This window comes from Streptomyces sp. NBC_00872, assembly GCF_045161915.1.
Lineage (GTDB): Bacteria > Actinomycetota > Actinomycetes > Streptomycetales > Streptomycetaceae > Streptomyces.
This window is the reverse complement of record NZ_CP108806.1, coordinates 4,063,029-4,076,000: the sequence shown is the minus strand read 5'-3', so window position 1 is coordinate 4,076,000 and position 12,972 is coordinate 4,063,029. Positions and strand designations below refer to the sequence as shown.

Genomic DNA, 12,972 nt, shown 5'->3' with positions numbered 1-12,972 from the left:
GGTTGCTCCGGCCCACCCCCCTGCGGATGACTCAGATCTGGTGGCTCCCGTAGTAGCCGCCGATCTTGTCGTGATAGCCCGCGTCCCCGCTGTGCCTGTCCTTGTCGAACTCGGGAGCGTTCTTGATCTGCTCCTTGGTCCGGTCGATGTAGATCTTCTCTTCGGCCGTGTCGATGGCGCTGACGAGGCCGGCGGGCAGCAGGACGTGCTTGCCGAAGATCCATACACCGGTGTCGACCACGATGTGCGAGGCGCCGACGTCGTCGGAGTGCTTGTCGACCTTGCCGATGCTCCCGTCGGTCGCCTCGACCTTGTAGCCGGTCAGGCTGCTCCCGGCGGTATGGCCCGTCGTCGGCTGGTAGCCCCACATGTTCTCACTCACGAAATATCTCCTTCGTCAACGATTCCTGGACGGAATGCATCATCACGGTCGAGCTTCCGTGAATTGTTCTAGCCCTCGTGTGCCCGCCGTTGCCCGTCGTATTCACCGACCGGTGGACGCGGCATATGAATGTCGGCGGGCCGGGGCGTCCACCGTGGTGGAGGCGTGGTTCCCGATGCCGCACGACAGGCACCCCGGCCACGAATACCTCCTACCCCCGAATGGCGCGCTCACCTTTCCGGGCGCCTTCGGACACATGGAAAAGCGGGGTGGGCCCGGACGAATTCGTCCGGGCCCACCCCACACGTGTCACGGTCGGACAGAGCGTCTACCAGCGGTACCAGCGGCCTCGCTTGCCGCCGGTGGCGGCAGGGCGAATCACGAATCCGAGTACCCATACGACGAGAATAATGACCGCGATCCACCACAGGGCCTTGAGTGCGAAGCCCGCACCGAAAAGGATCAGGGCGAGCAGAAGAACGAGTAGCAGGGGAACCATAGTTATCAACCTCCAGGAGACCGTGTGCCCTGAAGTTCCCCCGCCATGCGTTCGCATCACATAAAGTCCACGCCTGTTTCCGGCCGCGGGATCACCGGGAATCCGGTGACGGTCCGCCAGGTTTGAGGACGGCGTTCGCGGTGAGAAGAAAGGCTTTTCAGGCGGCCCCGGACGCCGTTTTGGGCCGCCCGTACGGGTGTGGTCCGCGCCCCCGCCCGTTCTGCCCCCGCCCGTTCTGCCCCTGCCCTTTTCGCGCCCCCGCCTTTCCGCGCCCCTGGCTTTTCCGCCCCCGTCCCGGTCCCGTGTGGGAGGTCACGAATCGTGGATGGTGGTGAGGCCGGCGAGGCCCGAGATGGTCAGGACGGGCTCCAGGAGGGGGTTGGCGATGAGTTCGATCCGGTCGGCGTGGGGGAACAGCACGCTGAGTCCCGCGCTGTCGAGGTACTCGACACCGGTGAGGTCGAGGACGAGGGGGCCGGTCGTGCTGTCGAGGGCGGCGGCCAGGACGTCGGTGTTGCTCATGTCGATCTCGCCGACCGCGGTCAGCAGGGCGGTGCCGTCGGGCCGTCGGCCGGGGGTGAGGGTCAGGGGCGTGGTCATCAGGGGATCCTCGCGTGCATGTCGACGGTGGTGCCGGACGGGCCGGGGGTGACGGTGACCTCGTGCATCAGGGCATGCATCAGGCTCATGCCCCGACCGCGGTGGGCGTTGAGCTCGGGCTCGGGGGTCTTCCAGCGGCCCGTGTCGGAGATGGTCAGATGCAGGTCGTCGACGAGTGCCTCTGCTCGGAAGTGGACGGGATTGCCCGGGGCGTCGCGGTGGCCGTGCTCGATGGCGTTGGCGCACGCTTCGCCGGCGGCGACCAGGACGTTCTGCACGGTGTGAGGGGGGAGGTCGCACTGGTCGAGCCAGCCGCGCAGGGCTTTGCGGACGGGGGCGAGCTGGGCGGACTCGGCGGGGAAGGACATCTCCAGCGGGGCGGGGTGGCGGTACAGCAGCAGGGCGACGTCGTCGTCGTATCCGTCGGCGGGGGCCAGCCGGGCCATCACATCGGTGGCGAGGTCGTCGATGGCGGTGTTCCGGCCGTCCTGAAGTGCCTTGCCCGCCTGGTCGATACCCGCGCTGAGCGGGCGGCGACGGCGTTCGACGAGGCCGTCGGTGTACAGCAGCAGGGTGGAGCGGGCGCGGATGGTGCAGCCGGCGTCGGGGCGGTCGGTGCCGGGACGGACGGCCAGGGGCAGTGAGCGTCCGCCCTCCAGGAGGCGGGTGGTGCCGTCCGGATGGACGAGGATGCCGGGCGGATGGCCGGCGCTGGAGTACGTCAGCTGTCCGGTCTCGGCGTCGAGGACACCGCAGAAGACGGTGGTGCAGACCGCGCCGGGGACGCCGGCGGTGAACCGGTCCAGGGCCATCAGCATCTGGGCGGGGCGGGCGTCCTGAAGCAGCAGGGCGCGGCAGGCACTGCGCAATTGCCCCATGACGGTGGCGGCTTGCAGGCCGCGGCCGACGCAGTCGCCGACGACGATGCCGATACGCCCGTCGGGGAGGGAGATGGTGTCGTACCAGTCGCCCCCGACTTCCAGGGGCTGGGTGGCGGGCTCGTAGCGGACGGCGAAGCCGTCGGGCAGGTGGGAGGGGCCGAGGATGGCGCGCTGCAGTGCGATGGCGGTCTCGCGCTGCTGGTCGATCTGGTGGGCGCGGGCCAGGCCCTGCGCGAGATGACCGGCCAGCAGGGACAGCAGCAGCTGGTCCTCCCCGGTGAAGGGCCGGTGCTCACCCAGATCGATCCACAGGACGAGCGGGCCGTCGGGATGCTTCAGGAGGATGCCGGCCCCCGGGGGGTCGGCGACCGGGGTGAGCGCCGAGTGCCGGCGCAGACCGGTGAGCGTCCGGCGCCTCTTCTCGGGCAGATTCCGCCAGGTGAGGTCCGGGTCGGTGGCCGTCATGGTGGGTTCGTCGCCGTGCTCGAAGACCGCGGCCATGACCCTCCGGGCGTGCCAGAGCTTTTTCAGCTCACGCAGCGCGCCGTCCAGCGCCTCGGACAGGCTGGTGGCCCGGGACAGACACGTTCCCAGGGCGGCCAGGGCGCTCTCACGCTGGATGGCGTAGTGCTCGGCCGTCACATCGCGGAAGGTGCCGACGATCACCGTGCGGCCGGTGTCGGGATCCTGGACCTGGTTGAAGGTGGCGCTGACCCAGATCCGGTGTCCTTCGCGGTGGGTGAGGGGGACGGTGTAGCTGCCCTTCGGGTGGCCGAGCAGCCGGCCGAAGGCGCTCCGTACTTCTTGATGGGCCTCGGGATCGGTGTCGCCGTCCGGCCACCACGGTTGCAGTGGCGGGTACGGCAGGCCCTCGGGGCCGTAACCGAGGATGTCGGTGAAGGCCGTGTTGATCTCGACGACCGTGCCGTCCTCGTCGCAGACGAAGAAGGCCTCCTGGAGGGAGTCGACCAGCGCGGTGCGCCAGCGGGCGTGGTGGCCGCGCAGTCGCGCCAGCTGGATGTTCGCCCTGGCGCGGGCGAGGAGTTCGGCGGCGGCGAACGGTTTGACCAGATAGTCGTCGGCGCCGGCCTGGAGGCCCTCGATGGATGCCTCCTGTCCGGCCCGAGCGGACAGCAGCAGCACCGGCACCGAGGCGGTCCGCGGGTCACCCCGTAGCGCTTCGACCAGGGCCAGGCCGTCCAGACGGGGCATCATGACATCGCTGACCACCAGGTCGGGAGCCTCGGTACGGATCGACTCCAGCGCCTCCTGCCCGTCGTGGACGGTGCTGACCGTGTAACCGGCGCCGCGCAGCAGACGGGTGAGGTACTCGCGCATGTCGGCGTTGTCGTCGGCGACCAGCACCCGGGCCGGGCTCCCCGCGCCGGGCCCCGGTCCGGGTGTCCGCGAGGGGGCCGCGGGCGCCGAGGAGGCCGCTTCACCGGGCAGCCACCGCAGGGCCTCCTGCACGAAGGGATCGGCGGTGATGGGCGCCGCGTCCGTGCTGCTTTCCCGGAGGACGGCGCCGGCGGGCAGATGCGCGGATCCGAACGGCAGCCGAATGGTGAAGCAGGTGCCCCGACCCTCGGTGGATACGGCGGTTATGGTGCCGCCGTGCAGGCCGATCAGCTCCTTGACCAGGGCCAGGCCGATGCCGCTGCCCTCGTTCGAGCGGGAGCGGGCCTTCTCGATACGATGGAACCGTTCGAACAGCCTGGTCATCTCCTCGGCCGCGACGCCGATCCCGGTGTCCTCGACCGTCACCTCCGCCACACCGTCCACGGCGCGCACGCCGACCCGGACCGAGCCGTCGAAGGTGAACTTGAGCGCGTTGCTGAGGAGGTTGAGGATCACCTTCTCCCACATGCCCCGGTCGATATGGACGGGCTCGGGCAGCCGTGCGCAGTCGACGTGGAAGTCCAGACCGGCCTTGTCGATGGCGGAGCGGAAGACACTGGCCAGCTCGCCGGTGACCGCGGCCAGGTCGACCGGTTCGTAGCTCGCCTGCATACGGCCGGCCTCAAGGCGGGAGAAGTCCAGCAGCGTGTTGACCAGCTTGCCCAGCCGCAGCCCGTTGCGGTGGATGACATCCAGCTCCTCACGCACCTCCGCGTCCGCGTCGGCGAGCCGTTCGCGCAGCTCCTGAACGGGGCCCGTGATCAAGGTGAGGGGGGTGCGGAACTCATGGCTGATGTTGGAGAAGAACGTCGTCTTCGCACGGTCCAGCTCCGCCAGTTCCTCCGCCCGGCGCTGCTGTGCCTGGTAGCTGCGGGCGCTGGCCACCCCGGTGGCGACATGACCGGCGACCAGGTCCACGAAGCCGCGGTAGCCCTCGGCCAGGGACCGGTAGCGGTTCAGGCCGGCCACCATGAACCCGTACGGTGTGCCGCCCTGCTGGAGCAGCGGCACCACCAGGGCGCGGGCGGGTGGCTCCTGCCACGCCCCGGTCGGCAGGTCGGAGAACGCGTCGCCGTCCAGCGGTACCACCACCGACCGGCCGCCGGCGGCGGCAGCCGTCGGCCACACGCTCCCGGAGGCGGCGGGGAGGATCTCCGCGGCGGCGGGATGGCCCGCCGCGATCCCGGTGGCGGCGGTGAGCCGGGCGCTGCCGTCGTCGTTGAAGAGATAGGTCAGCGTGAACGGCAGGTCGTGCGGGTTCCGCTCCAGCTGCCGGCCGGCGAAGTCGAGCATCTCCTGCTCGGTGCGCACCACGCTCGGGTCGGAGCCGAGATCGCGCAGGGTGGCCATCCGGCGCTCGCCGATGACCCGCTCGGTCTCCTCGGCCCTTCGTACCGCCGGACCGATGGCGCGTTCCACACTGAGGCGGCCTTCGCCGGCGTCACCGAGGCGCAGGGTCATCGTGCGGACGATCGCATGGAAGAAGAGGGCGGGGCCGCAGGGCGTCCACGTGTCCCTGCGCGCCGGATCGAGCAGGAAGTCCAGCACCGCGTCCGGCTCGGCGGGCACGAAGCGGAACTCGCTGTGCTCCCACTTGTCGTCGACACCGCGGCTCCAGCGCTCGCGCAGCTCGTCCTCGCTCAGGCCGGGCAGTACGGCCACGTTCGCGCCGAAGCTGCTGAAGAGGAAGCCGTTCACGGTGACCGGGTCCTTGCCCGCGAGATAGTGCTCGCGGAGCGTGTGCCCGGCGCCCTCGCCCTCCTCCAGCCTGCGGTCGAGCTGCTGCGAGGCGAGTCCCACGGCCAGTTCGCGGGCGCACTCCAGGGCGCTGCGGCCACGGCACTGGACACCGGCCGGACGGGTCCTTCGCCCGGAGCGGGAGAGGTGGTCATGGCACCAGTTTGACAAACTCCTTGTTATCGCGGTCTGCGCAGGTGGTGGATCAGGAAGGCGACGCTGCGGGCGACCAATGGGGCCGGGTCGGCGTTGAGGAAGATGTGTTCGGCGCCCGGGACGGGGACGACTTCCGCGTCGTTGCCGGCGGCGCGGAGGAGTTCGGCCAGGCGCTCGCTGTGGGCGAAGGGGACGACGGTGTCGGCGGTGCCGTGGATCAGCAGGAAGGGCGGTGCCGGTGTGTGCGCGTAGGTGACGGGGGAGGCCGCCGCCGCCGGGGTGCCGCCCAGGAAGGTGACGGCGGGGTTGCCGGGGTCGGTCCACTCCGTCAGCAGTGACTCCAGATCGGCGACGCCGTACCAGTCCACGACCGCCGCGACCGTCGTGTCGCCCTCCGCGATCCCCTCCGTACCGTCGAGCGCGGGGCCCGCCGCGCCGGTCAGTCCGGCCAGCGCGGCCAGATGGCCGCCCGCCGACTCGCCCCAGACGCCGATCCGCGTCCCGTCGATCCCGAGCGTCCCCGCGTAGTGGCGCAGATAGCGGATGGCCGCCTTGACGTCGTGGAGCTGGGCGGGGAAGGGGGCTTCGCGGGCATGGCGGTAGTCGATGGTGGCGACGGCCAGTCCGGCCCGCAGCAGGGAGCCGAAGAGGAGATCCGCGCTCACGGTCGGCGGCGGGTAGCGCCGGTCGCCCTCCATCCAGGCGCCGCCGTGGATCCACACCACCACGGGGACGGGCCCGGCCCCCGCCGGTACGGACAGGTCGAGCAGACGCGGCCGGTAACCGGAGTTGGTGGCATAGCTCAGCCCGTCGTACCGGCGCACGCCGTCGGCGCCGGTGGCGGGAGCGGCCGGTGGCAGCTGTACGGGCGCCACGGCGAGCTCGGGCGGCGGCCAGGTGATCGGACCGGGTTCGGATTCCACGGCTGCTCCAGTTCTCGGTGGACGGGATTCTCGGTGGACGCGAAGACCGGCGGGCCCGGACCCGGGCGTAAGCCTCAGGCCTCGACCAGTACGACGTCCAGTGTCCGTGGGCCGTGCACGCCTTCCACCCGTTCCAGTTCGATGTCGCTGGTGGCCGAAGGGCCCGAGATCCAGGTCAGCGGACGGGTCGGTACGAGCCTCGCCACCGCGGCCGGCACCGAGGCGACGAGCTGCTCAGGAGCGCGCACCACACAGAGGTGGTGGTCCGGGACCAGGCTCAGTGCGCGGCGGCCCTGACCCGGTCCGCCGTCCAGCACGATCGTGCCCGTCTCCGCGACGGCGACCGCGCAGCCGGTCACCACACTGTCCGCCTCCTCGCAGGCCCGGGGGCTGAGCGGCGGGGCGTCACCGAGGCGCTCGACCGAGGCCTCGGCGAGCCACCGCGCCGGCAGCCCATCGGGGACGATCACCGTACGAGCGCCCCGCCGGGCCAGCACCGAGGCCACCGTCCCGGGCAGTTCGGCGGGACGGCAGCGGTACACGGTGGCCCGGTACTCGGTGAGCCGGTCCTGGAGCAGATCCAGCAGCCCGGCGGGATCGTCCGGGGCGTGCGCGGTCCGGTAGCCGCGGGCAATGGGGACGTCCTCCGGGCGCTCCTGGCGGGGGACATCGCCCAGGGCCGCGCGGATCCGGCCGAAGACCAGGTCCCGGCCGCTCGGGGACGCTCCTCGTCCCGTCGGCGCTCCGCTGCTCATGCCCGCTCCTCTTCCGTACGGTTGACGTCGTCCGTACCGTCGGCGCGGTCCGCACGGTCGGCGCGGTCCGCACGGTTGGCCCGCCACCAGTCGCGGAACGGCTCGGCGGGCATACGAGGCAGATCGCGGGAGCCGCTCCAGGCACCGGCGCCCGGTCCTGGCAGCCGCCGGGGATGCAGCCGCCGGGTGCGGGAGGCGGCGCGCTCGGCCGCCGCGAGTACGGCGGGACGGTCGAGGACCCAGCCCGCGGCGCGTATGGCCGCCTTCTCCAGCCGGTGCCCCGCACCGCCTTGGTCCGCCACCCGTTCGCGGAGATGGACGAGGACCTCGGGGATGTCGATGGCGACGGGACAGACCTCGTAGCAGGCGCCGCACAGGGAGGAGGCGTAGGGCAGGGACGCGTCCAGTTCGGTGCCGGTGCCCCGGAGCTGCGGGGTGAGGATGGCGCCGATGGGACCGGGGTAGGGCGAGCCGTACGCGTGGCCGCCGGCCCGCTCGTACACCGGGCAGACATTGAGACACGCCGAGCAGCGGATACAGCGCAGCGCCTGGCGTCCGACGGTGTCGGCCAGGGTGTCCGTACGTCCGTTGTCGAGCAGGACCAGATGGAATGCCCTCGGCCCGTCGCCGTCGGTGGTGCCGGTCCACATCGAGGTGTACGGGTTCATCCGCTCGGCGGTGGAGGAGCGCGGCAGGGTCTGGAGGAAGACCTCCAGATCGCGCCAGGTGGGCACCACCTTCTCGATGCCCACCACGGAGATCAGTGTCTCGGGCAGGGTCAGACACATCCGGCCGTTGCCCTCGGACTCCACGACCACCAGCGTGCCCGTCTCCGCGACCATGAAGTTCCCGCCGGAGACGGCCACTTTGGCGGTCAGGAACTTCTCCCGCAGATGCAGCCGCGCCGCCTCGGCCAGCTCGGCGGGATCGTCGGTGAGCCCCTCGGGTGCCGGGCGTCCCCACCGGCCCATGGTCTCGCGGAAGATGTCCCGGATCTCGGCGCGGTTCTTGTGGATCGCGGGGACCAGGATGTGGGAGGGGCGGTCGTCGCCCAACTGCACGATCAGTTCGGCGAGATCGGTCTCGTAGGCGGTGATGCCCTCGGCGGCCAGGGCCTCGTTGAGGCCGGTCTCCTGGGTGGCCATGGACTTGACCTTGACGACCTCGGTCTCTCCGGTGGCCTTCACCAGCTCCGCCACGATCCGGTTGGCCTCGGCGGCGTCCGGTGCCCAGTGCACCACCCCGCCCGCCCGGGTGACCGCCGTCTCCAGCAGCTCCAGATAGTGGTCGAGATGGCGCAGCGTACGGTCCTTGATCGCCGCGCCCGCGGCGCGCAGCTCGGCCCAGTCGTCGAGCTCGGCGACGGCCTGCGCGCGCTTGGCGCGGATGGTGCCGGTGGCCCGGGTCAGATTCGCCCGCAGCCGGTCGTCCTGGGTGGCCTCGGCCGCCGCGCGGGGAAAGGCGGGCATCCCCAGATAGGTTCCGCTCATCGCGGGGTTCCGTTCAGCGCGGGTGTTCCAGTTGTCGCAGAGGTTCCGGTCATCGCAGGGGTTCCGTCCGGGTGGAGGCGAGTATGTCGGCGAGGTGCAGCGGACGCAGCTCACTGCCCCGGCGGCGCAGCATCCCGTCCAGATGCAGCAGGCAGGAGTTGTCCGCGCCGCACAGCACGCGGGCGCCGGTGGACTCGGCGTGACGGATCTTGTCGGCGCCCATGGCCGCCGAGACATCGGGATTCTTGACCGCGAAGGTGCCGCCGAAGCCGCAGCACTCCTCCGCCCCGGGAAGTTCCACCAGCTCCAGGCCCTCGACCGCCTCCAGCAGCCGCCGGGGCCGGTCGCCCAGACCCAGCGTCCGCAGTCCGTGGCAGGACGGGTGGTAGGTGACGGTGTACGGGAAGTACGCGCCGACATCGGTCACGCCCATCACGTCGACCAGGAACTCGGTGAACTCGTAGACCCGGCCGGCCAGCGAACTCGCCTGGTCCGCGAGGCCGTTGCCGCGTCCCTCGGCGGCGGCGCGCGCCCCGAGCCGGGGATAGTTGTCGCGGACCATGGCCACACAGGAGCCCGACGGGGCGACCACATAGTCGTATCCCTCGAACGCCTCGGCCATCCGGCGCACCAGCGGCTCGGTCTCCCGGCGGTAGCCGGTGTTGTACTGGGGCTGGCCGCAGCAGGTCTGCTCGAAGGGGAAGTCCACCTGGACGCCGATCCGTTCGAGGACGGTGACGGTGGCGATCGCCGTGGCCGGATGGACGGCGTCGTTGACACAGGTGGGGAACAGGGCGACACGCATGGTGCTCATCGCTCGGTCATTCCTTGGTCGCTCCGGCGAGCATCCCGGACACCAGCGTGCGCTGCGAGAACAGGAAGAGCACCAGAACGGGCAGGATGGCGACGAGAATCGCCAGGGACAGCTCCGGGATGGTGATGTTCAGTCCGGCACCGGCCACCGGGTTGAACGACGGAGTCGAGGTCAGCAGTTGGTTCAGCCCCACCTGGACGGGGAACTGCGAGCTGTTCGGCAGGACGAGATAGGGCAGGAAGAAGTTGTTCCAGTTGGCCACGAAGCTGAAGAACGCGACCAGTCCGATCACGGGCTTCGCCAGCGGCAGCGCGATTCGGGAGAAGAGCTGCCACTCCGTGCAGCCGTCGATCCGCGCGGCCGAGAGCAGATCCCTGGGCAGGCTGCTGCCGAAGTAGATGTACACCAGGTACACGCCGAACGGGTAGAAGGAGAAGGGCAGGATCACCGACCAGACGGTGCCGATCAGATGGAAGCGGTTGAGCTCCAGGAAGATCGGCAGCACCAGGGTGGCCTGCGGCATGATCATCGTGACCAGGGTGACGGTCAGCAGGGTCTTGCGGCCCCGGAACTTCGTCAGCGCCAGCGCGTAGCCGGCCGGCACACTGACGGCCAGCGTCAGGATGAGCGAACCACCGGAGTAGACCGCCGAGTTGCGCAGCCAGGTGCCCATCGCGCCGTCCTGGAAGCCGAACAGATGACTCCAGGCGGTGCCGATCTGCCCGAACGAGCCGAACGACAGCGGGTTGTCGCGCACGATCTCGCCCGCGGTCTTCGACGGCGCGAGCAGCAGCCAGACCACCGGCAGTACGAAGAACACCAGCAGCACGGCGAGCAGCAGGCCCACGACCAGGAAGGAGACGGCCCGGGAGGGCCGCACACGCCGGCCCGTGGCCGACGGTGGACGGGCCGGCGTGTGGGCCGGAGGGAGGGCCGGGGGAAGAGCGGTCTGTGTCATTTCTCGTCCAACGTGAACAGGTTCGACCGGGCGACCAGCAGACCCGCGGCGATCAGCCCCAGTGCCAGCAGGAAGACGGAGATGGCGGCGGAGCCGTTGAAGTCGCCCTGCTGGAAGGCGTAGACATACGCGAGCTGGTTGGGCGACCAGGTGGGGCTCACCCTGCCGAGGCTCGCGGTCTGGAGGAGCTGGGGCTCCACGAAGAGCTGGGTGCCGGTGGCGAAGGCCATGATCGTCATATAGACGATCCACTGCCGGATCATCGGGATCTGGATGTGCCAGGCGGTACGCCAGGGTCCCGCGCCGTCCATCCGGGCGGCCTCCAGCACCTCGTCCGGGATGTTGTTCAGCGCCCCGTACATCACGACCATCCAGCCGCCGGCGCCGGTCCAGAAGGCGATCAGCATCAGGATCAGCGGCAGATTGCCGGGCGCGAGCACGGCCGCGAAGCTGTGCATGCCCATGCTGTTGAGCAGCCAGGACACCGGGCTGACGTCCGGGTCCAGCATGAACAGCCAGACCAGCACGCTGGCGACCCCGGCGAGGGCGCCGGGGACGTAGTAGAGGAAGCGGAAGAGCGCCGAGGTGCCCGGCCGCACCCTGCTGCGCAGGATCACCGCGACGAGCACGACCAGCACGACGAGGACGACCAGCCACATGACCAGATAGATCAGCATATGGGTGAAGGCCGGGACGAAGCGGTAGTCCTGGGCGACCTTCACGAACTGGTTGATCCCGGTGAACTGGCCCTGGTCGTTGGTGAGCGCCAGATAGAACGAGTAGCCGGTCGGGAAGACGCCGAACGCGAGCAGCAGCACCGCGTATCCCGCGACGAAGAGGTAGCCCGCGAGGCCGGGGCCCCTCCGCCGCGGCACGCTGCCGCGGCGGAGGGTGGAGACGGCGACGCGCTCGGTCTCCAGCAGTGTCATTCGTCGACCACCTGGTACCCCTCGGCCTTCGCCTGGTTGCTGATCTCCCCCTGCCAGGCCGGCAGGGTCTCGACCAGGCTCTTGCCCGAGGTCAGGGCGGGCAGGACGATGCTGGACCAGGCGGTGGCGTCCGAGAACTTGGTGTTCGACCAGCCGGTCCACACCTCGTCCGCGGCCTCCTGGAACGGCTTGCTCACATCGTTGGCGAAGTAGTCGCTGTTGACCGGGTTGGCCAGCCACGCCTCGGCCGCCTTGGTGTAGGCGGGGTAGGTGGGCGCGGACGCCTGGTTCTCGTCGGAGGTGGTCAGCCAGGTGGCCAGATCCGTGGACGCCTTGAGGTTGGCGCTGTGCGAGGAGACCATCCACACACCGCCGCCGACATTGCCGGTGCTGACCGTGGTCTCACCCTCCCAGGTCAGCGGGGACGCCACGGCGATCTGCTTGGCCGGGGTCTTGAAGGCGGTCTTGAACAGGTACTGGCCGTACCAGGACGGGCCGTACGCCATCGCGACCTTGCCGCCGCTGTCCTTGGCGAAGCCCTGGCTGAAGAAGCCCTTGGTGGTGACGGCCTTGGCGGAGATCAGTTCGTCCAGCAGCGTCGCCATCCGGACGCACTTCTCGTCCTTCAGATCGCTGCGCAGGGTGTCCGGCTTCACCAGACTGAACGCCGGGCACTGGCCGGACCAGAAGTACGACTCGTGGGAGTTGGTGTCACCGACCGAGCCGACCAGATAGCCGGGGTGCTCCTTGGCGATCCGCTTCCCCAGGGCCTCGTACTGCTCCCAGGTGGTGGGGACCTCGTACCCCCACTTGTCCATGAGCGACTTGTTGTACCAGAGCACCACCTGCGCGATGTCGTTGCGCACGCAGTAGGTGTGGCCGTTGAACTGGCAGGGGGCGAGGGAGCCCTTGGCGAAGCCGTCCAGTGTGCTCTTGGGCACGAGCTTGTCGTCCAGGGGCGCGGCGAAGGGCTGCGCGCCCGGCTTGGTGGGCTCGGACGCCCACGTCATGTCGGTGGGCGAGCCGAACACCACATCGGGCCAGCCGCTGCCGGTCCGGTCGAAGAGCTGCACCTTCGACTGGAGATACGTGGAGCCGTCGGCGCCGCCGTCGTAGGTGACGATCTCCATCGGCACGTCCGGGTGCGACTTCTGGTACGCCTGCACCGACGGCAGCCGGGTGGAGTCCGCCCACACCGTGATCTTCGATCCGTCCTTCTGCGCGGCCGGCTTGAACGCCGATCCGGAGGAGGAGGACGAATCGGTGGAGGTGTCGGCGCTGGCACACCCCGCCAGCACGGCGGCGGCGGTGGCCAGGGAGAGCGCTGCGGCGGCGGTGCGTATCGCGGTGCGGCGCCGGCCGGCTCTCGGAGATCCGGAAGACCTCATCGTCTTGCCTTTCTTGTACTCGCGCTCGTTCGCGCGTGGGACAGGTAACGCGCCGGATGGGG

11 protein-coding genes are annotated in these 12,972 nt (G+C 70.2%); all 11 read right to left on the bottom strand.

The window, feature by feature from the left end:
• Positions 1 to 31: 31 nt before the first annotated feature.
• Positions 32 to 382 carry a PRC-barrel domain-containing protein gene (locus tag OG214_RS17410; protein WP_405985227.1) on the bottom strand — a complete coding sequence of 117 codons (351 nt, stop codon included), beginning with the start codon at positions 380 to 382 and terminating at the stop codon, positions 32 to 34.
• Positions 383 to 710: 328 nt separating this feature from the next.
• On the bottom strand, positions 711 to 881 hold the full coding sequence (locus tag OG214_RS17405) for a hydrophobic protein (protein WP_363083857.1): 171 nt from the start codon (positions 879 to 881) through the stop codon (positions 711 to 713).
• Between the two features lie 312 nt (positions 882 to 1,193).
• Positions 1,194 to 1,481, bottom strand: coding sequence for an STAS domain-containing protein (locus OG214_RS17400; RefSeq protein ID WP_363083858.1), 288 nt, complete (start codon positions 1,479 to 1,481; stop codon positions 1,194 to 1,196).
• Positions 1,481 to 5,668, bottom strand: coding sequence for a SpoIIE family protein phosphatase (locus tag OG214_RS17395; protein ID WP_405985226.1), 4,188 nt, complete (start codon positions 5,666 to 5,668; stop codon positions 1,481 to 1,483). The genes OG214_RS17400 and OG214_RS17395 overlap by 1 nt, the downstream gene beginning before the upstream one ends.
• A gap of 8 nt (positions 5,669 to 5,676) precedes the next feature.
• Entirely contained in the window at positions 5,677 to 6,576 is a 900-nt protein-coding gene (locus OG214_RS17390) for an alpha/beta hydrolase fold domain-containing protein (protein WP_405985225.1), read from the bottom strand.
• A gap of 74 nt (positions 6,577 to 6,650) precedes the next feature.
• Positions 6,651 to 7,331: a lactate utilization protein C gene (locus OG214_RS17385; protein ID WP_405985224.1), complete on the bottom strand. Its 681-nt coding sequence runs from the start codon at positions 7,329 to 7,331 to the stop codon at positions 6,651 to 6,653.
• A complete protein-coding gene (locus OG214_RS17380) occupies positions 7,328 to 8,821 on the bottom strand; it encodes a lactate utilization protein B (protein WP_405985223.1) in 1,494 nt (497 codons plus the stop codon). The genes OG214_RS17385 and OG214_RS17380 overlap by 4 nt, the downstream gene beginning before the upstream one ends.
• A 49-nt stretch (positions 8,822 to 8,870) precedes the next feature.
• A complete protein-coding gene (locus OG214_RS17375; RefSeq protein ID WP_405987537.1) occupies positions 8,871 to 9,626 on the bottom strand; it encodes a (Fe-S)-binding protein in 756 nt (251 codons plus the stop codon).
• 16 nt (positions 9,627 to 9,642) lie between these two features.
• Complete coding sequence (locus tag OG214_RS17370) at positions 9,643 to 10,593, bottom strand: carbohydrate ABC transporter permease (protein ID WP_405985222.1); 951 nt, start codon at positions 10,591 to 10,593, stop codon at positions 9,643 to 9,645.
• Positions 10,590 to 11,522: a carbohydrate ABC transporter permease gene (locus OG214_RS17365; RefSeq protein WP_405985221.1), complete on the bottom strand. Its 933-nt coding sequence runs from the start codon at positions 11,520 to 11,522 to the stop codon at positions 10,590 to 10,592. Before OG214_RS17365 ends, OG214_RS17370 begins: the two co-directional genes overlap by 4 nt.
• Entirely contained in the window at positions 11,519 to 12,910 is a 1,392-nt protein-coding gene (locus OG214_RS17360; RefSeq protein WP_405985220.1) for an ABC transporter substrate-binding protein, read from the bottom strand. The genes OG214_RS17365 and OG214_RS17360 overlap by 4 nt, the downstream gene beginning before the upstream one ends.
• Positions 12,911 to 12,972 lie beyond the last annotated feature (62 nt).

Bases quoted from the DNA above. Each gene is read 5' to 3' on its own strand.
- OG214_RS17365 (WP_405985221.1), bottom strand. From the start codon at position 11,522: ATGACACTGCTGGAGACCGAGCGCGTCGCCGTCTCCACCCTCCGCCGC.
- OG214_RS17360 (WP_405985220.1), bottom strand. From the start codon at position 12,910: ATGAGGTCTTCCGGATCTCCGAGAGCCGGCCGGCGCCGCACCGCGATA.
- OG214_RS17380 (WP_405985223.1), bottom strand. From the start codon at position 8,821: ATGAGCGGAACCTATCTGGGGATGCCCGCCTTTCCCCGCGCGGCGGCC.
- OG214_RS17375 (WP_405987537.1), bottom strand. From the start codon at position 9,626: ATGCGTGTCGCCCTGTTCCCCACCTGTGTCAACGACGCCGTCCATCCG.
- OG214_RS17385 (WP_405985224.1), bottom strand. From the start codon at position 7,331: ATGAGCAGCGGAGCGCCGACGGGACGAGGAGCGTCCCCGAGCGGCCGG.
- OG214_RS17370 (WP_405985222.1), bottom strand. From the start codon at position 10,593: ATGACACAGACCGCTCTTCCCCCGGCCCTCCCTCCGGCCCACACGCCG.
- OG214_RS17405 (WP_363083857.1), bottom strand. From the start codon at position 881: ATGGTTCCCCTGCTACTCGTTCTTCTGCTCGCCCTGATCCTTTTCGGT.
- OG214_RS17400 (WP_363083858.1), bottom strand. From the start codon at position 1,481: ATGACCACGCCCCTGACCCTCACCCCCGGCCGACGGCCCGACGGCACC.